Raw genomic sequence first — 24,574 nt, forward strand, 5'->3', positions numbered from 1 at the left:
AGTCAGGGAGACAAATGCCGATGAGCCTTTTCCATCACGCCGTCGCGTTGCTGCTGTACGGAGTCTGTATCGGCGCCAGTGCCGAGCCGCTGGACGAGCCGCTCAAACCGTTGCCCGCGATACCGCAGCAGGATCCCCGGCGCGTGGAACTCGGTCGACGGCTATTCCACGAGCCACGTTTGTCGATCAACAACACGCTGTCCTGTGCCAGCTGCCATCAACTCGACAAGAACGGTGCCGACAGCCGCGCCTTGTCACTGGGCTTCGACGGTAAACCGGTGGCCGTCAACACACCGACCGTGTTCAACGCAGCCCTCAACTTCCGCCAGTTCTGGGATGGCCGCGTTAAAACGCTGGAGGAACAAAGCAACGTCGTCATCACCAGCCCCCATGAAATGGGCAGCGACTGGCGCACCGTAATCGAACGCATCGGCAACGACCCCGATTACCGTCGCGATTTCGCCGCCACCTACCCGGACGGCGTAACCCAGGCCAACGTCCAGCAAGCGCTGGCCAGTTTCGAACGCACCTTGCTGACGCCCAATTCACGCTTCGATCAATACCTGCAGGGCAATACCGACATCCTCACCCTGGAGGAAAAGTACGGTTACCAGCGCTTCAAGGAGTACGGCTGCATTGCCTGCCATCAGGGGGTCAACATCGGTGGCAACATGTTCCAGAAATTCGGCGTGTTCGGCGATTACATTGCCGATCGTGGCAACCCGACCGTGGCCGACCAAGGCCGCTTCAACGTCACCGCCGACGAAGCAGACCGGGCGGTGTTCAAGGTGCCGAGCCTGCGCAATGTCGCGATCACCGCGCCATACTTTCACGACGGCTCGGCGCCCACCCTCGAACGCGCTGTGGATGTGATGTTCCAGTATCAGTTGGGGCGCATGCCAAGCGCTGAGGATAAACGGCTGATCATGCTGTTTCTCACAACCCTGACCGGCCAACGGGAAGTCCAGCCATGATCAACATTTCGCGGCGACGCAGCCTGTTGTTGCTGACCCTGGTGGCCCTGGCGCTGGCCTCGATCCTGCTGTTCCTGTACTTCAAGTCGAGCTCTGACCAGAGCATGACGTACACCGAATCGCGGGATCTGATCCGGCAGATCAAACAGCAGAATTCGCAGTGGGAGAACGAGATCCTCAAGGCCAGGGTGGCGCTGACCCACAACTACGATCCGCTGGTGTCACCGATGAATGAGATGAACCGGCTCTGGGCGCGCTTCGACGAGATCGAGTCCGGGCATGGGCGCAACGACTCGACGCAATGGAACGATGCTCACGAAAGCTTCCTGCAGGCGATGCAGGAAAAGACCCGTCTGGTCGAACAGTTCAAATCGCACAACGCGCTGTTACGCAACTCCCTGGCTTTTTTGCCCACCGCTGAAGACGACATCCAACAGCAACTGGCCAGCCTGTCTGACTTCGATAAATTGCAGCTGCAAAACATCACCACCGACACCTACGACCTGCTGCTCAGCGCCCTCGAATTCGCCCAGGTCACCTCCGACGACCGGGCCGCCGACATCGAGGTCGGCCTGAACAAACTGAAGGTCAATGCACAACGCCTGCCGCTCGCGTTTCAGGCCCCGATCAGAATCATGAGCAGCCATATTTCGCTGATTGCGCGCGAGCAGCCTGTGGTCAATCAGTTGCTCGAAAGCATCGAAAACATCCCCGTGGCCGACAGCCTCGACAACATCACCACCATGCTCGATCGCGATCAGCAGCGCGCCGATCAGGTCGACCGGCAGTACCACTTCTACCTGCTGTTGTTTTCGGTCTTGCTGGTGTTGTCGCTGGTGTGGCTGGCCATCCGTTTGATCGGTAGTTTCGCCGAGATCAACCGGGTCAATAACGCCCTGCAAACCGCCAACGATGCACTGGAACAAAGAGTCGAAGAACGCACCCGGGAACTGCGGGACGCCCAGAGCGAACTGCTCGACGCGGCACGTCAGGCCGGCATGGCGGAAATCGCCACCAATGTGCTGCACAACGTCGGCAACGTGCTCAATAGCGTGAACATTTCCAGCGACCTGATCACGCGCAAGCTGCGCAACAGCAAGGCCCAAGGCCTGGGCAAGGCCATGCAATTGATCAACGAACACCCGGATGAACTCGGCGTGTTCCTCAGCGAAGACGCCAAGGGCAAATTGCTCCCCGGCTACCTCAACCAATTGGCGGTCGCCATTACCCAGGAACAGCAGGAAATGCTCGACGAGTTGAACCAGATGAACAAAAGCGTCGACCACATCAAAGACATCGTCGCCACCCAGCAATCCTATGCCGGCGCCAACAGCATGACCGAACCGCTGTTCATCAACGAATTGCTCGAAGACGCGTTGCGCATGAACGCCGGGGCACTCACCCGGCACCACGTCACGGTGGTCCGGGAGTACGCTGACGTGCCGCAGGTGATGGGCGACAAACACCGTTTGCTGCTGATCCTGATCAACCTCATCAGCAACGCTAAATACGCCATGTCCGACCTCAGCAACCGCCCACGCACCATGACCCTGGCGGTCAAAATTGTCGATGACAACTTCCTTGAAATCAGCGTCAAGGACGACGGCGAAGGCATCGCCGCGGAAAACATGACGCGGATCTTTGCCCACGGTTTTACCACCCGCAAGGAAGGCCACGGTTTCGGTCTGCACAGCTGCGCCCTGGCCGCCATCGAGATGAACGGCCACCTCACCGCGCACAGCGACGGCCCGGGCCAGGGTGCATTATTCACCTTGCAGATCCCCCTGATCAGCGTCACGGAGAGCGCATGAGCGAGCTGTCGAACCGCCGCATTCTGCTGATCGACGACATGCCGTCGATCCATGAAGACTTTCGCAAGATTCTCGCGCCGCCGGCGGCGCAGTCGGTGGAACTGGACGAGATGGAAGCAGCACTGTTCGGCGCTCAGGTGCGCGCCGAACGTCCGCCGTTCGAGCTGGACTCGGCCTATGGCGGCGAGGAAGGTCTGGGCAAGCTGAATCAGGCCTTGGCGGAACAACGCCCCTATGCGCTGGCCTTTGTCGACATGCGCATGCCCGACGGCTGGGACGGCGCGAAAACCATCGAGCATCTGTGGCAGCAGGATCCACAGTTGCAAGTGGTGGTCTGCACCGCCTACTCGGATTATTCCTGGGATGAACTGCTGGAGCGTCTGCAGGCGCATGACCGCTTGCTGATTCTGAAGAAGCCGTTCGACAACATCGAAGTGCAGCAGATGGCCAACACCCTGCTGACCAAGTGGCAGATGACCGAACGCGCGTCATTGCAAATGCATCACCTGGAACATCTGGTCGATCAGCGCACCGCCCAGTTCAAGCAGGCCAGCGAAGACCTGCAACGGGAAATCGATGAGCGCAAGCAACTGGAAAGTCAGCTGGTACAGTCGGAAAAACTCGCCTCACTGGGGCAAATGGCGGCGGGCGTGGCCCATGAAATCAACAACCCGATCGGCTTCATCTCCTCCAACCTCGGCACCCTCGACGGCTACTTCAAACAATTGCTCAGCGTACTCGATGCCTGGCAGACGCTTGGGCCAATACCAGACAGCGAATCCGTGGCGCGGCTTGAGCAATTGCGCAAAGACGCCGATCTGGATTTTCTCCTCGAAGACATTCCGGTGCTGATCCGCGAATCCAAGGAAGGCATTGGCCGGGTCGGGCAGATCGTCAAGGACCTGAAGGATTTCTCCCGGGTCGATAGCCAGCAGCAATGGCAGTGGGCCAATCTGCAACAAGGCATCGAGTCGACCCTGAACATTGTCGCCAGTGAACTCAAGTACAAGGCCGACCTGATCAAGGAGTACCAGCCCCTGCCGGACATCGAATGCCTGCCGTCGCAAATCAATCAGGTGATCATGAATCTGGTGGTCAATGCGGCGCAGGCCATGGGCCCCGAACGCGGCACCATCACCTTGCGCACCGGGCAACAACAAGACACGGCGTGGGTGGAAGTCGCGGACACCGGCGCGGGGATTGCGCCGGAGATCCTGCAGAAAATCTTCGATCCGTTCTTCACCACCAAACCCGTCGGCCAGGGCACCGGGCTTGGCCTGTCCCTGTCCTACGGCATTGTGAAAAAGCACGGTGGCGACATTTCGGTACGCAGCAAACCGGGGGTGGGCACGACCTTTCGCATCGAGTTGCCGATGCGCCAGAACCGGCCCGCTGCCTGAGCCTCAAGTGGCTTCCTGAAAATCCATCTCCGGCGGCTGGCGACGGAAGCCACCGGTGAGCACGGCAAGATAAACCACGCCGATCGCCAGCCAGCTCAAGCCCAGATACACCGCCAAGTGATCAAGACTGACCATCAGCCATAAATCCGCCACCAGACCAATGAACGGGAAGAGCAAAAACAGCACCATCTCACGCAGTCCCTTTTTCTCGCCGCCGATCCAGTAATGAAAGATCACCGAGAGATTGACCAGGCTGAACGCCAGAAACGCGCCGAAGTTAATGAACGAGGTCGAGGTGGTCACGTCGAGTTTAAGTGCCAGTAACGCCACCACGGCGCAGAGCAGGATGCTGTTGACCGGTGTGCCGAAGCGCGCGTGCAAAGTGCCGAAGAACGACTTGGGCAACACGCCGTCGCGGCCCATGGCGAACAGCAGCCGAGAGCCACTGGCTTGCGCCGACAGCCCCGAGGCGAACTGACCGACAATCAGGCCGATGAGGAAGATCGAGACGAAAAGATCGCCGCCGATATTGCGCGCGATTTCATAGGCGGCGGAGTCGACGCTGTCGAACTGGAACGATGGATGGGCGATCTGCACAAAGTATGAAACGCCAACGAAGATCAGCCCGCCGATCAAGGTGATCAACATGATCGCGCGCGGGATGGTGCGGCGTGGATCGCGGGTTTCTTCGGTCAGCGTGCTGACCGCATCGAAGCCGAGGAACGAGTAGCAGGCGATGGCCGCGCCGCTCATGATCAGCGGCATCTGCATGTCGCCGTTGAAGAACGGTTTGATCGACCACAACGGCGTGTTCGCATCGCCACCGATGTAATGCACGCACAGCGCGACGAAAGCGATCAGCACCAGAAACTGCACCAGCATCAGCAAGGCGTTGATGCCGTTGGCCAGTTTCAGGCCAATGATATTGATCGCGCTGGTGATGCCGATGAAGGCCAGCACCCAGATCCATTGCGGGATCGACGGGAATGCCGAGGCCAGATACGCCGCACCGATCAGCCAGATCGCCATGGGCAGGAACAGGTAATCGAGCAACACCGCCCAACCGGCGATGAAGCCGAGTTTCGGGCTGATTGCCTTGCGCACGTAGCTATAGGCGGAACCGGCGACGGGGAATGCAGCGGCCATGCGCCCGTAACTCATAGCGGTGAAGAACATCGCCACCAGCGCCGCCAGATACGCGGCAGGCACCATGCCGGCGGTGGACTGGGCGAGGATGCCGAAGGTGCCGAGGACAATGATCGGCGTCATGTAGGCGATGCCGAACAGCACCACCGACCCTAATGAAAGGGTGCGTTGCAAACGAGCCATGGGCGACTTACTCCGAATGTTATTGGATTTATGGCAGAGCCGGGTTCGGCGAATGTTTTCGGGTGTGGCTGATCGTTCCCACGCTCTGCGTGGGAATGCCTCAATGGACGCTCTGCGTCCGCTCTTGGGACGCGGAGCGTCCCGGGCTGCATTCCCACGCAGAGCGTGGGAACGATCGGGTAAAACCTGAGTTCGACCCGTTGCTTCTGGTCGGCGTACCTCGAACAATCAACTCGGTCAGTCCCCTCTCCCTATGGGCGGTCCGACGTTTCGGGAGGGCTAGGGTGAGGCAGCGGTCAACGGCGTGGAATCAACAACTCACGAACACCATCGCCGCGCTCCACCACCTCCCCCGGCAACTTCAAACGCTGATCATCCAGATAGCGGTAATCCCTGCGCGCAATCTCCAACCGCGCGAAATCCAGCTCGACGCTGAACGTCCCTTCTTCCCGCCCGGCCTCGAACAACAGCGAGCCCAGCGGATCGACCAGCGCACTGCCACCGGCAAACATCAAGCCGTCGTCCCCCGCCTCCACGCGATTGACCATCAACGCAAAGGCCTGATTCTCCTGGGCACGGGCCATGATCGCGGTGCGGTGAGTCGGCGCGTACGGGTCCATGTTGCCGTTAGTCACGATCAGCAACTCGGCACCCAGTTGCGCCAAGGCACGGGCCGACTCCGGAAACTCGATGTCGTAGCAAATCAACAGGCCAATACGCACGCCGTTCCATTCGCAGGTGGTGTAACGGTCGCCGGCCTCGAACACGCCACGATCCGACGCCCACAGATGGGTCTTGCGGTATTTCAGGGCAATGCCTTCAGGGGTGATCAGCAACGTGGTGTTGTAGAAGCGACCGTTGTCGTTCTCGGCCATACCGATCACCACGGCGATGTTGTGTTCACGCGCGGCGGCCAGCACGGTGCTGACGGTCGGGCCGTCGAGCGGTTCGGCGGTTTGCGCCACGGTTTCGGCCGTCGGGAAGCCCATCAGGTGGGTTTCCGGGAACACGATCAATTGCGTGTCGGCCGCACACGCGGCAATCGCTGCCAGTGCGCGTTCGAGGTTGTAGACCGTGGCATTGTCACGGCCTGCCAATTGCGCGAGTTCGACTTTCATGGGAATTCCTTGTGATAAGCGGCGGGCGCTGAAAGATTGCCCGGTGGCTGTCTGTGGGCCAGTATGCGCAGCAAGCGAGCGGCCAGGGAATTACGCGGCCGGGGTAACCCGATAGGGGTAGATCGATGACACTTTCGTTTGACGACATCACCTGGCACCGCGCCGTCGGGCAATTGATCGACGCGCTCGACAAGCCGAATTTCTGGGCGCAACTGGTGCGACTGCTCGACCAATACGTGCCGTTCGATAGCTGGGTGGTGCTGCTGTTCAGCGCCGATCAACACCCGCAAGTCTTCGCCGAATGCCCGGGCGCAGACGGCAACCCTGACCCGTTGTTTCAGGATTACTTACGCGGCCTGTACCTGCTCGACCCGTTCTACATCGCCTGTCGCGAGCAAACGCGCACCGGTTTGTATCGCCTCTCGGAAGTGGCACCGGAGCATTTCGAACTGACCGAGTATTACCAGCGATACTTTCGTCTGAATGTCGTGGCCGACGAAATCCAGTTCAATTGTCAGCTCGAAGGCGATCGCACCTTGTGTCTGTCGCTGGGCAGTGAAAAACGTTTCACTGGCGAACATATCGCCTTGCTGTCATTGATCCAGCCTTGGGTGCTGGGCCTGCTGCGCCAGCGCCTGCCGTACGAGATCAACGAAACCGTGGCCCTCGCCGCCGCCCCTGTCCGGGCAGACTGGCGGGTGCAACTGGAGGCGTCGGTGCAGCAACTCAAGGGCGCGCAGCTGACTGCCCGGGAACTGGATGTCGGGCGTTTGATGCTCAGCGGTTGCTCCAGTAAAGAAATCGCCCGTAAGCTGGAAATCTCCGTAGAAACCGTGAAAGTCCATAAGAAACACATGTACAGCAAGCTGGGGATCAAATCCCAGTCCGAGCTGTTTTCGATTTTTCTTCAGGCACAAAACGCCTGATCGTTTGGTGAAGTTGCTTTTTGTGGGAGCGAGCCTGCTCGCGAATGTGTCGGATCAGACAATAATTTTTCTACTGACAGTTCGCTTTCGCGAGCAGGCTCGCTCCCACAGGGATTTTGTACATCCCTGAGCCTTTCGCCGAAATCTCTGAGTCCGAACCAAGGAAACCGTATGAGCCTGTCACTCCTGAGCCGCTACGCCTTCTTTGCCGTCTGTGTGATGTTCACCCTCGCCAGCCTGCCTTTCCTCGAACATGACTGGCTATGGCCAATCACCGCCGTCACCGGTGTACTGAGCCTGATCGGTCTGTTCGACCTGCTACAAAGCCCGCACGCGGTGCGCCGCAACTACCCGATCCTCGGCAATATCCGCTATCTGGTTGAAGGCATCCGCCCGGAGATCCGCCAGTACCTGCTGGAGTCCGACAGCGACGCCCTGCCCTTCTCCCGCGCGCAACGTTCGCTGGTTTATTCGCGAGCGAAAAACGAAACCGCCGACAAGCCGTTCGGTACGCTGATCGATGTCTATCAATCCGGATTCGAATTCATCGGCCACTCGATGCGTCCGGCGCCGCTGAGCGACCCGAGCAGTTTCCGCGTCACCGTCGGTGGCCCGCAGTGCAGTCAGCCGTACTCGGCCTCGGTATTCAACATCTCGGCGATGAGCTTCGGTTCGCTCAGCGCCAATGCCATTCGCGCGTTGAACCAAGGCGCGAAACTCGGCAACTTCGCCCACGACACCGGTGAAGGCAGCATCAGCCCGTATCACCGCGAACACGGCGGCGACCTGACCTGGGAACTGGGCAGCGGCTACTTCGGCTGCCGCACCAGCGACGGCCGTTTCGACCCGGAACGCTTCGCCACCCAGGCACAGAACCCGCAAGTGCGGATGATCGAAATCAAGATGAGCCAAGGCGCGAAACCCGGCCACGGCGGCATCCTGCCCAAACACAAAGTCACCAAGGAAATCGCCGAAACACGCGGCATCCTGATGGGCGAAGATTGCGTCTCGCCGTCACGTCACAGTGCGTTTTCCACGCCGATCGAAATGATGCAGTTCATCCAGCAACTGCGTGAACTGTCCGGCGGTAAACCGGTGGGCTTCAAGTTCTGCCTCGGCCATCCGTGGGAGTTCATGGGCATCGCCAAAGCCATGCTGGAAACCGGCATCCTCCCGGACTTTATCGTCGTCGACGGCAAGGAAGGTGGCACCGGCGCCGCACCGGTCGAGTTCACCGACCACATCGGCGTACCGATGCGCGAGGGCCTGCTGTTTGTCCACAACACCCTGGTCGGCCTGAACCTGCGCGACAAGATCAAACTCGGCGCCAGCGGCAAGATCGTCAGCGCCTTCGACATCGCCAGCGTACTGGCCATCGGTGCAGACTGGGCCAACTCCGCACGCGGCTTCATGTTCGCCATCGGCTGCATCCAGTCGCAAAGCTGCCACACCAACAAATGCCCGACCGGCGTGGCCACTCAGGATGCCTTGCGCCAACGCGCGCTGGTAGTGCCGGACAAGGCACAGCGCGTGTTCAACTTCCACCGCAATACCCTCAAGGCGCTGGCAGAAATGCTTGCCGCCGCCGGTCTTGAGCATCCGTCGCAACTGTCGGCCAAGCACTTGGTGCGGCGCATGTCGGCGACCGAGATCAAACTGTTCTCGCAGTTGCATGTGTTCCTGAAACCGGGGGAATTGCTCACCGGGGAAGTGAATGGCGAGTTCTATTCGCGGATGTGGCAGATGGCGCGGGCGGACAGTTTTGAGCCGCAGGAAGTGGCCGTGGCTTAAGTGTGCAATAGGTGCTGGCCTGCGCTGAAGCCGGCACCGAATCGGCAGTAAACAGATACGCAGAAATGTTTCCCCCGTGAATCGTCAACACGGGAGTCCGATCCTTTGCGAACTGTGGCCTGTCAGCATGCAAATCAGCATCTGTGATCCACCAGACTCTTTGGCTGCGGCAATCCAAAACCGTTATCCCATCAATATACATACTCGCTACGGGATCTTTGATCAGGCTCAAAAGACCACGACTGGTCAGCTTCAGGTAATCATCAATCGATGAGCGCACCTCAAACCGGGGATCAATACCAGTGGTGTCGTAATAAGTGAATGTCGGGTACCAGAACGGGTTAGCAATGATCACCTCATCACCTGGAAGGGCATTCTGATTGAGCCGCTTCACCAACTGACCAAACTCGGTATCTCTGCGGTAATTCGTTCCATTCAAGCCATCTGTCTGCCGGTAAACCGCAGTCAGACCATTTAATTGCACAACAACAAAAAGCAATAAACCAACAGTCGCCAACAACGCTCGACGTCTCCAGATGCCGTCAAGTGCCAACGCTGCAATCATCGCAATGGCGGGCGCCGAAAAAACCAGATATCTAGGAACGAATAGCGGAAGGAATAAGGCAAACACATAGAGCGTTGTCAGCGGAACAAAAAAATAACCAATCGGCAAAAAACGAAAAGGTCGCTTTAGGGAGTAGTCCGCGATGACTGTTGTGGCGCAGAACAGTAAAAGCGCCAGAGGCAGGAGATGCCACGCCGATGCTTGAAAAGCCCCATTTCCCATCAGCGTGAACTGCCAGACTAGCGACAACGCCTCCTGCAGCGTCACCGGTTTGATCCAACCCAAGCCCGTCGTATTCGCAAGTTGAGCAATCAGATGAGGTACCCAAGGCAAATACAGGACCACGATAGTCAGGTTAGCAAGTAGCCATTGCCCTAGGGTAATCGCCATCCCGGGACGGTTATTCCGGCTCAGCCACCAAAACAACCAATGCACCAGTACACACAAACCTGCGAAGTAGTGAGTGTAAAAAGCAGCGCTCATCAGGAGCACGTAGATCACCGCAAAACGGCCTTGCTCCGCAACCCTCGCCCAACAAACCAACGCAACAGTTGCAGCCATCAACCAGCACCCGAGCAGGCTGTACATCCTTACTTCCTGGCTATAGCGCACCGAAATCGGGAGTAACGCCAATAGCAGCGCGGCAATCCATGTCGCCCTGCGCGTTGAAATCAGGCTCATCAACTTGATACACAGTAAAAGAGTGCCGAGATCCGCGAGTGCACTCAAGGCCCGGGCAGACAACGCCGAGTCTCCCCACACCGACACCCAGTAGTGCAACAGCATGTAGTAAAGCGGTGGGTGCACATCCCGTGCCGTCAGCGCCCAGATGCGCTCCGGTGTTTCGCGTGCAAGCAGCAGACTATAGGCTTCATCGTTCCAGATGGCGGGTACTGAAATAGCGTAAACCGTACGAGTAGTGCGAGGATCAAAACGATAGCGAGCGCGAATCGATCAACGAGCACTGGCGTAAAGGCTCGTCTGACAAATGCAACGGCCGCAAAAGTCTTCATAGCCGTTGTCTGCGAAACAATACAAACCTGAAAAAGCTGTACCCCAGCAACAGATTCAGCAGTGTAAACACCGCCACCGTCAGCAATCCCGGCAGATCACGCGTATCGGCGATCGCACCGATGGCAAAACTGAGCGCGCCCATCACCACGATAAACAGCAGATAACCAAGCACCGACGTTCGGCTGTCAAAGGTGTACAGCATGTTCACGTAAAACGAGAACATGGCCGCTACGCAGAAAGCCGCGAAATTGCTGGCGGCTTGGGTCAGTTCGGCAGCCGTGCACAGGACGAAAAAGATCTGCCAATGGATCAATCCATCGGCGATTCCGATAACCGTCAATGCCGAGAATCCCTTCATGCCGGTGCCCCGCTCTTGCCACGTTTGGCGAAATTTCAACCTAGGCCAAGGCAGGTGCCAGGTCTACTGTCAGAAATTACAGGTGCGCGGCTACTTCCGACGAGTGGACATCACACTGCCGCTGCAGCAAGCGCAGGTGGCACAGCCTTGGAGACGATCCGCGGCACGGGCAATAAAAAGCCCCGGTCTCGCGACCGGGGCTTGGTTGATGCAGACGCTAAAACTTACGAAGCCGAACGCGCCGCACCTTGCGCCACGTTGCTCGGTTGCAGCTTGAACACGTAGAACAACACGGTCAGCAGCACCAGGAACGCAGGCCCCACATAGAGCGCCACGCGCGTGTCCGGGAAGTACGCCATCAGGCCGACCACCAGCACCAGAAACGCTAGCGCAAAGTACGAGCTGACCGGGTACAGCCACATCTTGTACTTGAGGCCGGCACGTTCGCTGGCGCTCAGGCCTTTGCGGAATTTCAGTTGCGCCAGCAGGATCATCACCCAGGTCCAGATCGCGCCGAAGGTGGCAATCGAGGTCACCCAGACAAAGACTTTTTCCGGCACCAGATAGTTGAGCAGCACGCCCAGCAACAACGCACCGATCGACAGCAACAGCGCTCGACGCGGTACACCGTTATTCGAAGTCTTGGCAAAACCGGCCGGCGCCTGGCCATTCTGCGCCAGGCTGTAGAGCATACGCCCGGTGCTGAAGATACCGCCGTTGCACGACGACAATGCTGCGGTAATCACCACGAAGTTGATGATGCCGGCGGCGGTCTTGATGCCCAGACGCTCAAAGGTCATCACGAACGGACTGCCCTGCGTGCCGATTTCGTTCCACGGGTAGATCGACAGAATCACGAACAGTGCGCCGACGTAGAACAGCAGAATCCGCCAGAACACCGAGCCGATCGCATCAGGAATGGTCTTCTGCGGGTTCTTCGCTTCACCGGCGGTCAGGCCGATCATCTCCACGCCGAGGTAGGCGAACATGACCATTTGCAGGGACATCAGCACGCCGGTCACGCCGTTGGGCATGAAGCCGCCGTGGGCCCACAGGTTGGAAATCCCCAGTGCCACGCCGTCATTGCCGAACCCGAAGGCGATGATGCCGACGCCGCCGATCACCATCGCAATGATGGTGACGATCTTGATCAGGGCGAACCAGAATTCGAACTCACCGAAGGCCTTTACCGCGATCAGATTGATCGAACCCATGCTGATCAGCGCCGCGAGGGCCCAGATCCAGCGCGGTACATCGGGAAACCAGATGCCCATGTACACGGCCACCGCGGTGATTTCCGCGACGCAGGTCACCAGCCACAGGAACCAGTAATTCCAGCCCGTGAGGAAGCCCGCCAACGGGCCGAGGTAGTCTTGCGCGTAACGGCTGAACGAGCCGGCGACCGGATTGTGCACGGCCATTTCGCCGAGAGCGCGCATGATCACCAGGATCGCCAGACCACCCAGAATGTACGACAGCATGATCGCCGGGCCGGCCATTTCGATGGCCTTGGCGGAACCTAAAAACAGACCGACGCCGATACAGGCACCGAGTGCCATCAGGCGAATATGCCGTTCGCCGAGTTCGCGTTTGAGCGGACCGCCCTGAGCGGTGTCGCCGTGAGGCAGTTGATTGCCGACTGGCATAGGGGTGCAACCTCGTCTTGTTATTGGATATGACCACCGAGTGTCGAAGCGTCGGCCGATAAGCCCTGGCTTGAAATGAAACCGCGCCTGCTTTGTGAGCAGACACGTCTTGCAGGACAGCCTGCAAGATCAGCGGGACGTGCAGTATAAAAAGCCTTTGGCAGGAGTTTTCACTCTATAAGCCACAACATTCAGCGACAACTCTCGGTAAAAGCCCGGTATGCCGAGAGGCATTCCCTGCTTTGCGTAGGAATATTCGCCGCCGAAAAAGCCGCCGAGTATTGCACAGCATTGGTGCATCGTCATGTGTCCGCTTGGTCAACTTTATTGCTGAACGGTTCTATTGCGGCCGCTCAGATCTCCCTCGCCGCAAAGTTTGCTTCAGGCTCATTTTCGCTCCGGCACCCGCCTTCCAGATTTATTCAGCAACTCCCCTCGCCCATCCCGCACATTTTTTTCACCAGCCCCAACCACCGTCTAAGCTTCAGACAAGTCCGATCAATCTGCGTGAATGGATCAATCGACTATGGGCGCTTTGTGGCAAACCGATTCGAGTAAAGCCGTGGTTCCGACTGAACGAGTGGATGAAGCGCCTGTCCCTGAAAAACCCCGCCGCAACCGGCATGGGTGGAAGGCTTTCTGGTTGTTGCTGGTGATTATCGCGATCGTCGTGGGGCTGGCTGCGTCCAAGGAAATGCGCACTTCGCGCTTCCAGGCGCGTGAGCTCAGCCAATACGCCGCGTCACTGACGTACACCCTCGAACCCGGCCCCAGCGAAGCCATTCGTTATCCGGGCAATGGCCCGTTCGATCTGCGCCTGGGTTACAGCTCGCTGGATGAATTCCTGCCGCGCCTGCTCAAACGCAACTACGTCATCACCGAACAGGCGCGGTTTTCCCCGGCACTGCTCAGCTACACCGACAAGGGCCTGTTCGTGCCGTATTCCGAAAAGATTCAGGCCGGGCTGTCGATCACCGATTGCCGGGCCGCACCGCTGTACAAGTACAACTACCCGCAACAGCTATATTCAAGCTTCGAATCCATCCCGCCAGTGGTGGTCAGCAGCCTGTTATTCATCGAAAACCGCTTCCTGCTCGACCCGAAACAGCCGCTGGCCAACCCGGCGGTGGACTGGCCGCGCTTCGGCATGGCCGCGTGGTCACAAGTGGCGAAATTGCTGCGCCTGCCGGGCCAGTCGGCGGGTGGCAGTACGTTAGCCACGCAATTAGAAAAGTACCGGCATTCCCCGGATGGCCTGACGGTGTCCGGTGCCGAGAAACTGCGGCAGATGATGTCGGCCAGCGTGCGTGCCTATCAGCCCGGCCCGCAAACCCTCGGGGCACGACAGAACATCGTGCGTGACTACCTCAACAGCGTGCCGCTGTCGGCGGTGCCAGGGCATGGCGAAGTACATGGCATGGCCGAAGGCCTGCGCGTCTGGTACGGCAGCGACTTCAACCAGGCCAACGAACAACTGAACAGCCCGGCCACCGATGCGAAGACCATGGCCGCCAAAGGCCTGGCCCTGCGCGAGATGTTGTCGCTGATGATCGCCCAGCGCCGCCCTTCGCGTTACCTGACCAAGGGCCGTGAAGAGCTTGCCGAGCTTACCGACAGCCATTTGCGCCTGCTCAAACAGAACGGTGTGATCGACAACGCGCTAGCCGATGCCGCCCTTGCCAGCAAAGTCACTTACCGCGACTGGCAGACCCAGCCGACCATTCAGCCGATCGAAACCAACAAGGGCATCAGCGTTGCCCGCAGTCGTCTGGCGAGCATGCTCAACCGGCCGCTGTACGACCTCGACCGCCTCGACCTCTCGGCCACCAGCACCCTGCAGGGCGAACTGCAAACCCAGGCCACCGCTTACCTGAAGAAACTCGCCGACCCGGCCTATGCCGCCGAAATCGGCTTGCTCGGTGAACGTTTGCTGACCCCGACCAGCACCACCCAAGTGCGCTACAGCTTTACCCTCTTCGAACTGACTCCGGACGGTTCCCGCGTGCGGGTGCAGACCGATAGCACTGACCAGCCGTTCGATATCAACGAAGGCAGCAAACTCGAACTCGGCTCCACCGCGAAAATGCGCGTGCTCACCACTTACCTGCAAATCATCGCCGAACTGCACGACAAGTACGGCGCCATGAGCGTGCCGGAACTGAAGAAAGTCGAAGTCCCCGATCAGGACCGCTTGAGCCAGTGGGTCATCGATTACCTGATCCAGAACAAGGATCACGACCTGTCGAAGACGCTCGGCGCAGCCCTCGACCGCAAATACTCGGCCAGCCCCGGCGAGGCGTTTTTCACCGGCGGCGGATTGCATACATTTCACAATTTTCGCAAAGAGGACAACGGTCGCATACCGACTCTGCGCGACGCCCTGCGCGAATCGATCAACCTGCCGTTTATTCGGCTGATGCGCGATGTGGTGCGTTATGTCACTTATTCAGGGCCCAATAGCAGTGCCGAACTGCTCAAGGACGATCGCGATCCGCGTCGGCAGGAATACCTGGCAAGTTTCGCCGACCGCGAAGGCACGGCGTTCCAGCTCAAGTTCTGGAAAAAATACAGGAACAAAGACACGCAGGCGCGTCTCGACACCTTCCTCGACAGCATGCGCCCGACGCCGATCCGCATGGCCGCCGTGCATCGCTACCTGCTACCCGATGCCAGCCAAGAAGACTTCAACACGTTCGTCCGCTCGCACCTTAAAGGCACCAAGCTCACCGAAAAACTCACTGATGATCGCCTGATCCGCCTCTACGATTCCTATGGTCCCGGCAGTTACGATTTGCCCGATCAAGGCTTCATCGCCAAGGTGCATCCGCTGGATCTGTGGATGATGGGCTACCTGTTGAACCACCCGGACGCGACCTTCAGCGAGATCGTCAAGGCCAGTCACTTCGAACGTCAGGAAGTCTACAGCTGGCTATTCAAGAGCAAGCACAAGGGCGCCCGCGACAGCCGTATTCGCACCATGCTCGAGATTGAAGCGTTCCTTGAAATTCACCAGCGCTGGCAGAAAGTCGGCTACCCGTTCGACCATCTGGTGCCGTCGCTGGCCACCGCGATTGGCAGCTCCGGTGACCGCCCTGCCGCTCTGGCCGAGTTGATCGGCACCATCCTCAATGACGGCGTGCGCATGCCGACGCTGCGCATCGACAGCCTGCATTTCGCCGCAGGCACGCCTTACGAAACGCAACTGGTCAATGACCCGCATGTCGGCAAACGGGTGATGCCGTCCGAGGTCGCCACAGCCATGCGCGAGGCACTGTCGCAAGTGGTCGACGCCGGCACGGCAAAACGTGTTTCCGGCAGTTTCAAACTGGCTGATGGCAGCCCACTGGCCATGGGTGGCAAAACCGGGACCGGCGACAACCGCATCGAAGCCATCGGTTCGGGCGGACGCATCCTCAGTTCGAAGTCGATCAACCGCACGGCGACGTTCGTTTTCTACATCGGCGATCACCACTTCGGCACCCTCACCGCGTTCGTTCCGGGGCGTTCGGCAGAGAACTTCAAGTTCACCTCGGCCCTGCCAGTGCAGGTGCTCAAGGGCATGGCGCCGATTCTGACGCCGTATCTGCAACCGGGCAGCGACTCACAGTGCAAACCGACGCAGACCGCCAGCGTGGCGATGCTCGAAGCGCTGCGCCCTACGGCGAGGTAACAAATCGTGTCGGGTTTTTCTGCATCAGGGTGACGAATTTTCAGTTTGGCGGGTGGTATTTATGTATTTTTCAGATTCGAATTTTCGTCGGGTTGGTGACCGGCAACGCGGTTTGCCTCCCGATCTTTGAACTTTTGTTTTGCCCTGCCCTGAGTAGGCTGATCACTCCTCAACAATCAAGGATGATTGGCCATGTCTCTCTCTCCCCTGCCTGCGGAAAACGCGGACAAAGGACGGCACTACGAATTCATCAAGTCCGCCGTCAACGACAATTTCAAAAGTGCCACCGTCAGCCGGAGCCTCGCCTTGGCAGCTTCGCCACTGAAGAATGAAGCCTGGTACACCAAAGCACCTTCCGCGTATCTGAACAAACTCGCTGCGGCCAACCTCAAGGCCTGGGGATCGCAGAACCAGGTTGATCATCTCTTGGCGAAAGTCGATCTCCATGCCTTCGCCGAGCCGCTGCTCAAGGCAAAAATCAAGGAGCGGCACGGCATCGAGCCGGACGTCAAAAGCACCTTTCTGCGCCTTTACCTGCCCAAGGACAAACCGTGGTACGCCATCGACCTTTCCGCAGGCGTCGTGACCCGCACCATCTCGCTGCTGGATGCCGCCCTGCACAATTTCGCCAGCAGTGAAACGGTCGGCCATGGCTCGGACTACATCAGCGAGCCCGATGAGCGCGGTCTGTTCGATGTCGTACCGATCAAAAGCGCCATGCCCATCAGCCAGTTTCAGGCGCTGTGCCGCGATCTGGATATCGGCGCGCAGTATAAAAAACACCTGGAAAGTTACCTGCTGCCCGGCGAACCGCTGGCCGAGAGCGTGCTGCAGTACAAGGTCAACCAGAGTCAGAAGGACGCCCTCGCCGTCGCCGCACATTTGGCGCTGATCAAGGACGATATCCAGTACGACGCCTACAAAATGCTCTTGAGCCTGACCGAGGAAAAACCGCAACTGCTGCTCAATGGCCGCGCGATGCAGTGCGCTGACCTGTCGCTGCTCGGCACCCGGCTGACCGGGATTCTGCTGCTGACGCACACGGCATCGGACAGCCGCGGTGTTCGACGCCTGATCGTCTACATTCCCCACGACCCGGATCACCCGGTCAAGGAGTACAACTCTCTGAAAGCCTTCCGGGAGGAGTTGGTGCGCCAGCTTCGTGAGGACCGATTCAGCGAGTGGACCGAACAGACCTACCGTCAGTTCTTCAGCCAGTTTGTCGACCATCAGCAGCGCGGGCATTTCTTTGCCGAGCTTGAGCAACGCCTGTTCATCGTCAGGTATCACCCGCGTCAGGATCCCACCGATCAGCAACCACCGTGGCGCAAGGACCCGCAGGACAATCCCAACCTACAGTTCGGTCGGGTGAAATTGCAGGGCGATTACTGGCGCCACGCCTATCAGCAAAAGCTCAACAAGATCCTCAACGACGCCCGGGAGATCGCCGTCTCCACCGCCGACACCGACAGCAAAGCGCGCTGGGCGTGGTGGGACAACTTCAAGAAAATCCTTTCGGACATTTTCAACGTGGCGCTGTTGATCGCCACACCATTCGTGCCGGGGCTGGGCGAACTGATGATGGCCTACACGGCCTACCAGCTAACCAGCGATGTGATCGAAGGCATCGTTGATCTGGCCGAAGGGCTTTGGCAGGACGCTGCCGGGCATGTCATCAGTGTGGTCACCGACATCATTCAGTTGGCCGCCTTCGCCGCCGGCGCGCAGATCGGCGAAACCTTTCGCGTCAAACTGTCGTCGCTGGTAGACGGCATGAAACCGGTCAAGCTGCCCAATGGCAAAAACAGCTTATGGCACCCGGACCTGAGTCCCTACGAACGTAACGAACTGATGCTCTCGCCCGGCGCCAAACCCGATCGCCATGGCCTGCATCAGTACCGCAACGAACACGTCCTGCCGCTGGAAGGCAAGCTGTACGTCGTCGAAAAGGCCACGACTGATGCGACGTCCAACACCCACCGCATCAAGCACCCGAGCCGCGCCAACGCCTACCGGCCGAAAATCGAACACAACGGCCACGGCGCCTGGGTGCATGAATCGGAGACCCCGCACAACTGGCCGAATGACGCGCTGATGCGACGACTGGGCCACAGCGTCGAACGCTTTTCGCCCGCGGAACTTGAGCAGATCCGCATCGGCAGCGGCACCGATCACGACGCCCTGCGTCAGATGCATATCGACAACAGCCCGCCTCCGCCGCTGTTGGCCGACACAGTCAAGCGCTTCAGCGCCTACGACGATGTACTCACGGCGACTGCCGACATCCGCGCGGGCCGCCCGATCGATCCACAGGCCGTCTGGCTGGAACCGGTGTTGACCGGTTTGCCGGGCTGGCCTTACAGCAAAGCGCTGGAGGTGTTTGCCGATGCCAGTCTGAGTGGTTACTCGCGCAAGTACGGCAATCCGCAGGCTGCGCCGGCGGAGACGTTGCGCATCAGCCTCAACGATCTGAATGCGGGACAGTTGCCGGATCGCGTGACGAACTTCCTCACCAATGAAGAATTCAACCACCTGCTGGGCCCGGAAATTCCTCGCGACGACCGTGCAGCGGTCTTGCGCAATCACCTCGCCAATGCCGTCGATGAACGTCGCGGGGACGTCTCCCGCCGTGTCTATCAAGCAGGGGAAAGAACCGACAAAACCGACATCAAAACCGTTAGACAGACCTTTCCCGATCTGCCGCTGCCGCTTGCCGAAAAACTCGTGGCCCAGGCCAGACCCGCCGAACTGCAAAGAATCGCCAAGGAAAAACGCCTACCGTTACGCCTCAAGGTCCAGGCCCGAGAACTGGATTTCGAAGCCTGCGCCGCCCGCGCCTATGAGGGTTTTTATCACGACGAATTGCTGACCGCGGACAGCGAACGCCTTGCGCTCAACACCCTCAAGCTCAACACCGACACCTTTGCCGATCTGCGTCTGGAGGTGCGCGATGGCACCTATGACGGCCCGCTGCGCTGCAGTGTCGGATCGGATGATGCAGCCGTCGTCAGGCGCCTGATCCGCGACGCACAGGGCCGCTATGAGGTGCTCGACGCAGGCAACCGCTCGCTGCATGACGCGGATGATTTCTATGAGTCGATTCTGCATGCCGTGCCTGCCGAAACACTGCCTGCCGTGGGTTACTCGCGCGGCCAGGGACGCCCGTTGAAACTGTGGATCATGGAAGAGGCCGCCGGCCCTGCGCAGCGCCGAACTGCGCTGGCAGAGCCGCCCATCCGTCCGGTGGCGACGATTGAAACCGAAACGCTGGTGCGCGGTTGGTCATGGCTTTGGGGTGAGCCGACGCTGGAAAAACGTATCGGCAAGCTCTACCCGAAAATGAATGAAAGGGAGGTGAACACGTTCATTGAAATATTGCAGCGCAAGAGCGAGGGCAATGCAGTCGATGCCATCGCAAAGCTGGAAAGCGAGCGCAAGGATTTGCACCGTAAATTACAGGCATCGCGTGAAAAACAACCCGCCGGCGTGGACGACGAGGGAAATCCGGGCTACGGAGCGTCCATGGATTACATGCAACTTGGCGGGAGGCACATAGAAGAAAGGTTAATTGAGTGTTTCGAGCGCAAAAGCGCTGGGTTCGACGAACAGATCCATCATCCAGAGCAAGGCTATACGCTGGACCTGACCACTGAGTTGAACCGATATGATCTCGAATACTGGTGGGAAGAATTGCGCAAGCAACCCGGCATGAAGCAACACCTTGATCAGATCACCGCACTTAGGCTCAACAAGACATCCCTCTCGGCAAATCGCGACGGACTGCTCGGCAGCTTCCCTCATCTGCGCCAATTGAGCGCCCGCCAGTGCAATCTGAAAGAAATACCCTCCAGCATCGGCCAGATGCGTCAACTTGAGGATCTGGATCTGGCCGATAACCGTATCGACTTGACGTATCGCTCCAGCAAACAACTCGACGCACTGGTACGTCTGCGCACGCTAAACCTGAACGGCAATCCCTTGCGCATACCCCCGGATGTCGGGCGAATGTACCGGCTGGAGGAGCTGAGCCTGGCCAATACCGGCATCCAGACCTGGCCCGAGGGACTGTTCAAGGTCGGCACAGCCAACCGACACCGGCCACGCAGTTTCATGCTCGACATGCGGGGGGCGCCGATCAATACCCTGCCCGAAGTCACGCCTGGCTCTGATCAGGCGTTTGTGCTCAGCCGCGCACGTTTCAGCCCGGAAAAACTGACCAATGAAGAGCGGGTGCGTTATGGCCAGTATCGAGAGTCTTCAGGCCTGGGTTTTGTGCAGGATTATTTTCCCGCCGCCAATGACGAACTCCGCCATTGGCAACTCGTTGCCGATGTACCCGGCGGTTTCGGCCCGTCTTCGGCACTGAGCAAATACCGCGAAGAAACCTGGCATGACCTGATGGCCGAGCCGGACTCCGCCGGTTTTTTCAGCGTGATTGCCAAACAAAGAGAAAGCGCCGACTACCGGACTGAGCCCGCACGCCGCAAGCTGACCCAACGTGTCTGGGAAATGGTCGAAGCCGCCGCCCTCGATTCGGAGCTGCGCGAAAAACTGTTCAAACAGATCGTGTCCCCGGAGGACTGCGGCGATCTCGGTGCGCAATTGTTCAATTCACTGGGAATGAAAGTGCTGGTGTCCAAAGCCTATACAGCGCCGACATCGGCCCAGGTTCTGGATAACACCCTCGTACGCCTGGCCCGCAGTGCTGCGCGGCTGGACTTGGTGAGCGACGAGGCTCGCGTGGAATACAGCCGTCAGGAACAACAGAACCTGATCGACCCGAACAACCTCGCTCCGGATGAGGTCGAGGTCCATCTGGCATTCGAAACCGGACTGGCTGAACGACTTGAACTGCCCTGGCAGTCTGAAGGCATGCGCTACCAGCCTCGTTCTGGTGTCAACGAAGCGGAGATCGAGTTGGCTTACAGGATGATCATGAGGCGGGAACAGGGCGACGGTCTGGTCAATGGAATGATCAATCTTCCTTCGGACAATTTCTGGGAGCGCCACCTGCGCAAGACTCACCCGACACAACACGAGCGCAATGATCATCTGTTTGAGAACAAACTCGAATGGGTCGAAGAATTGAAGGAAATAAAAGCGCAGTGGGCTGAACTCAAGGATCCGGGTCAGATAAAACCACTGACGCAAAAACTGGAAAGTCTTGCGAACCAACTCGGCATTTCCGTGGCCGATGTACTCAAGGATGAGCCCTTGAGCCAAAGGCTGTACCAGGACCTGCAGAAACAAATCGGTTATCAGCGCGATGACCTTTCCCGACAATTGACCCGGGAGGCCATGAGAATCGCGAACCTCTGACGGCAGGCTTGCAAACCGGTCAGACCATCAAGGACTGGCCGGCCCCTGCGACAGCTTTTCGCCCCCCCATAGGCCCGGGCTTGCGTGCTCTGGGTCAGGCCAAACCGCACTCATTCCGCCCCCGGTGCCCTGGCATTGAACATCAGCACGACACTGCCGTGGTAATCCCCGGAACGATAGCCGCCCTCCGGCTCGATCGGGTCGATTTTCAACGCCACGCGTTTGCCCCTGGCGGCTTCTTCCACGGACAACACCTGGCGCGGGGTGACGTGCGAACTCAGCTCGACATCATTGAAGGAGACCAGCAGATCGATCACTTCGCCGGGGCGGCCATTCTCCAGATAAGGATCGAACGCCAGACGCGCTTCAATCGCGCTACTGTCATGGTGCACATCGAAATTGCGCATCAGCCCGCTGAGGGTCGAGCGCTGATAGTCCCACTCAAGCCGCTGTGGCCGGTGAATCCAGTCCGGTTCTGCCGGAATGATATAGAACGGGCGGCTGGGAATGGTCAGGGACACTTCGAAGGTGTGCTCTTCGCGCGCGGCCCACGCCCCGGCGCCGGTCAGCGCAGTGGCGACCATCAGCGCGGCGGCGGTGCATTGCTTGATCATGTTGGTTACCCGATGGGTCAATGGAAAACAAACCTAGCGACTGGCGGTCTTCATGCTTTTTTTCTCGCTGCCTTCGATCAGGAAGAAGCGGTATTCGCGGCCCTTTTCCTTGTCGAAGGCAAAGGTCTTGCCCGCCAGCACGTGGTGTTTGGTGGTCGCGCCGCAGTCGCTTTCTTTGCTCAGTGAACAGCTCTTGAACTCATCGACAATCAGCACGGTGTTGCCATCGTTACGCAGTTCATAGCGTTTTTCGGTGTCATTGATGACGGTGGCAAAACGCGCGTCCTTCGGCCGCACAAAGAAGATCGTGCCGAACCCGGTCATTACGTTGACCCCGGCTGAAAGCGAGTTTTTGTAGTCTTCGCGCTCCTCGCTGCTGACCACGAATTCGTCTTCCTTTTCCGGTACCACCGGGACGAAGCGCACGCGGAAATAGCGCTCGCGATCGCGCTCGCCCATGTACAGCAAACGCGTACCCTGCATGCCCTGCGCCGGGACGATCAGCCGCGCCGGACTGGCCATCACGCCATTGCGTGAAGCACCGTCGGCAGCGCTTTGCACGGGCACTTCCTGCGGCACGCCATCGGCGCCGTAGATGATCTCAAGCACATTGACCTTGACGAAGGCCGTGGCATCGCCGCTGTTGAATACGCGTTTCAGGTAAGTACTTTTATCAGCGTCGAGATAGTCGTAGACGGTGCCGACATTGATTTGCGGGCCGGCCTGCGCCGTCAGGCAACACATGCTGAGCACGCCCAGCAGAAAACCACGTTTCATCGCGTTCAACTCCATGAAAATCGAAATGGGCCGGACTGGAGCGCTCACGCATCCGAGTCCCAGATAATGGTGATGTTGCCGCGTAGCCGGTCGTTCTTGCCGGGGCGCAGGAGGAAATCGATCGCAAACGGGTCCAGCTCGAAATGCAGCGCGCCGGGCTTGCGCTCGACATAGAGGCTGGGCTGGAACGGGCCGACCCAGTTGTTGAAGTCCAACGGCAATCTATTGACGGGGCCATTGCCGGCGCCGTCGATTCCCGCGGGCAAAGTCATCGAGACCTTGACCGATGTGGTGTCGCCCGAGGGGCTGCCAAGATTGCAGTACGGCCCGCCCTGGGAATTGCATAGCATCATCACCTTGAAGCGCGAAGATGCCGAGATGAAGAACGGTTGGTCGCGAAAGATCCGCTTCGGCTTACGCCCGCTGTCGATCCACTGCGCCCATCCGCCTTCGGGTTCCAGCGACACTTTGCTGCCACCCGGCGGGAGATCGACTTTGAGGGTGTGCTGTACGTCCAGTACGAAGTCGAGGGTCAGCCTGCCTTCGTCCGGCTGAAAAGCCGCGCCCATGTCAAAATCGCCACCGGGTCCCATCGAGTATTCGATGGATCCGGTATACAGACCGCTCGACATGCTCAACGGGTTGGGGGTTCTCAGCTCATACGCAAAATCGATCTTCTCGAAAGACATCGAGGGGATACGGAAAGCAGCGGTCTTGGTGCAGGGCGCTTGCACAGGCGTCTGCCAGAAAAAGCGATAGGTGCGAGCGCTGTACCCGGACACGCTAGTGCCTCTGCAAGGCGCGGGGGCGTAGAGCCAACCGCTAAGGGACGTCCAGAGGATGTCATGGCCTGTCGGGTGCTCCACCCCGGTCAGTTTTTCCACGGTATCGCTCAGGATATAGTTGGAGCCTATGCCGGTGATGCGCACCTCTACGGTTTCCGTTTCCTGAGTATCCTGATTAGTCACCGTCAACCGTTTCCAGTCGGCGGGGGCCTGCACTGAGACATCGTCACCCGGCATAAGCTCGCCGGTTGAGCTATAGCCGACAGGCAACTCGATGCTGAACATGTTGGCGCTGGCGCACTGCGCAGGGAAGTTCACGCAATAGCCGCTATTGGGCGTCTGGTTGACGAACAGGTTCTTGCCCGGTTGCGAAGAATCGGGTTGAAACAGCGCACGGATTTCCTGATTTATCGCCTGTGCCGTGGGCATGCTTAGCGCCAGCAGCAATGCACAACCACCTGTAAGTTTTTTCATAAG

The 24,574-nt window shown here is 58.9% G+C and carries 15 protein-coding genes; 7 read left to right on the forward strand and 8 right to left on the reverse strand.

All coding sequences use genetic code 11. The features are described from left to right. The first annotated feature begins 20 nt into the window (after nucleotides 1-20). The 3 genes from CKW26_RS08995 to CKW26_RS09005 are packed head-to-tail and all read left to right on the forward strand — an operon-like array spanning nucleotide 21 to nucleotide 4,185. Entirely contained in the window at nucleotides 21-974 is a 954-nt protein-coding gene (locus CKW26_RS08995; RefSeq protein WP_095048393.1) for a cytochrome-c peroxidase, read from the forward strand. Next, nucleotides 971-2,785: a DAHL domain-containing protein gene (locus CKW26_RS09000; protein WP_095048308.1), complete on the forward strand. Its 1,815-nt coding sequence runs from the start codon at nucleotides 971-973 to the stop codon at nucleotides 2,783-2,785. Before CKW26_RS08995 ends, CKW26_RS09000 begins: the two co-directional genes overlap by 4 nt. After that, on the forward strand, nucleotides 2,782-4,185 hold the full coding sequence (locus CKW26_RS09005; RefSeq protein ID WP_095048309.1) for an ATP-binding protein: 1,404 nt from the start codon (nucleotides 2,782-2,784) through the stop codon (nucleotides 4,183-4,185). The genes CKW26_RS09000 and CKW26_RS09005 overlap by 4 nt, the downstream gene beginning before the upstream one ends. A gap of 3 nt (nucleotides 4,186-4,188) precedes the next feature. On the opposite strand, the gene CKW26_RS09010 is transcribed toward CKW26_RS09005, so the two are convergent. Both CKW26_RS09010 and CKW26_RS09015 read right to left on the reverse strand, forming a co-directional pair. Further along, on the reverse strand, nucleotides 4,189-5,514 hold the full coding sequence (locus tag CKW26_RS09010; RefSeq protein ID WP_095048310.1) for an APC family permease: 1,326 nt from the start codon (nucleotides 5,512-5,514) through the stop codon (nucleotides 4,189-4,191). A 296-nt stretch (nucleotides 5,515-5,810) separates the two neighbouring features. Further along, the gene (locus tag CKW26_RS09015) at nucleotides 5,811-6,632 is read right to left on the reverse strand and encodes a carbon-nitrogen hydrolase family protein (RefSeq protein WP_095048311.1); all 822 of its coding nucleotides are present in this window, start codon (nucleotides 6,630-6,632) and stop codon (nucleotides 5,811-5,813) included. Nucleotides 6,633-6,757: 125 nt separating this feature from the next. Between CKW26_RS09015 and CKW26_RS09020 the strand changes: the two genes are divergently transcribed. Then, on the forward strand, nucleotides 6,758-7,558 hold the full coding sequence (locus tag CKW26_RS09020) for a LuxR C-terminal-related transcriptional regulator (protein ID WP_095048312.1): 801 nt from the start codon (nucleotides 6,758-6,760) through the stop codon (nucleotides 7,556-7,558). Nucleotides 7,559-7,729: 171 nt separating this feature from the next. Further along, nucleotides 7,730-9,349: an FMN-binding glutamate synthase family protein gene (locus CKW26_RS09025; protein ID WP_095048313.1), complete on the forward strand. Its 1,620-nt coding sequence runs from the start codon at nucleotides 7,730-7,732 to the stop codon at nucleotides 9,347-9,349. Here the strand turns inward: CKW26_RS09025 and CKW26_RS09030 are convergent. The 3 genes from CKW26_RS09030 to CKW26_RS09040 form a co-directional block, all read right to left on the reverse strand. Further along, entirely contained in the window at nucleotides 9,258-10,700 is a 1,443-nt protein-coding gene (locus CKW26_RS09030; protein ID WP_095048314.1) for a hypothetical protein, read from the reverse strand. The two genes, CKW26_RS09025 and CKW26_RS09030, sit on opposite strands and share 92 nt — an antisense overlap. A gap of 223 nt (nucleotides 10,701-10,923) precedes the next feature. Next, on the reverse strand, nucleotides 10,924-11,286 hold the full coding sequence (locus CKW26_RS09035) for a GtrA family protein (RefSeq protein WP_095048315.1): 363 nt from the start codon (nucleotides 11,284-11,286) through the stop codon (nucleotides 10,924-10,926). A 224-nt stretch (nucleotides 11,287-11,510) separates the two neighbouring features. Continuing rightward, nucleotides 11,511-12,932 (reverse strand): amino acid permease, encoded by a 1,422-nt coding sequence (locus CKW26_RS09040; protein WP_095048316.1) that lies wholly within the window; start codon nucleotides 12,930-12,932, stop codon nucleotides 11,511-11,513. Between the two features lie 526 nt (nucleotides 12,933-13,458). On the opposite strand from CKW26_RS09040, the gene CKW26_RS09045 reads away from it, so the two are divergent. Both CKW26_RS09045 and CKW26_RS09050 read left to right on the forward strand, forming a co-directional pair. Beyond that, nucleotides 13,459-16,602: a transglycosylase domain-containing protein gene (locus CKW26_RS09045; RefSeq protein ID WP_095048317.1), complete on the forward strand. Its 3,144-nt coding sequence runs from the start codon at nucleotides 13,459-13,461 to the stop codon at nucleotides 16,600-16,602. Between the two features lie 192 nt (nucleotides 16,603-16,794). Continuing rightward, the gene (locus CKW26_RS09050) at nucleotides 16,795-21,921 is read left to right on the forward strand and encodes a dermonecrotic toxin domain-containing protein (RefSeq protein ID WP_095048318.1); all 5,127 of its coding nucleotides are present in this window, start codon (nucleotides 16,795-16,797) and stop codon (nucleotides 21,919-21,921) included. Between the two features lie 110 nt (nucleotides 21,922-22,031). Here the strand turns inward: CKW26_RS09050 and CKW26_RS09055 are convergent, their stop codons facing one another. From CKW26_RS09055 to CKW26_RS09065, 3 genes are read right to left on the reverse strand one after another with little or no spacing between them, the layout of a single operon-like run. Then, entirely contained in the window at nucleotides 22,032-22,535 is a 504-nt protein-coding gene (locus CKW26_RS09055; RefSeq protein ID WP_176471310.1) for a CS1 type fimbrial major subunit, read from the reverse strand. 33 nt (nucleotides 22,536-22,568) lie between these two features. Then, nucleotides 22,569-23,312: a pilus assembly protein gene (locus tag CKW26_RS09060; protein WP_095048320.1), complete on the reverse strand. Its 744-nt coding sequence runs from the start codon at nucleotides 23,310-23,312 to the stop codon at nucleotides 22,569-22,571. 44 nt (nucleotides 23,313-23,356) lie between these two features. Next, nucleotides 23,357-24,571, reverse strand: coding sequence for a hypothetical protein (locus tag CKW26_RS09065; RefSeq protein WP_095048321.1), 1,215 nt, complete (start codon nucleotides 24,569-24,571; stop codon nucleotides 23,357-23,359). Nucleotides 24,572-24,574: the final 3 nt, after the last annotated feature.

This window comes from Pseudomonas sp. Irchel s3h9, assembly GCF_900187475.1.
GTDB classification, from domain to species: domain Bacteria; phylum Pseudomonadota; class Gammaproteobacteria; order Pseudomonadales; family Pseudomonadaceae; genus Aquipseudomonas; species Aquipseudomonas neuropathica.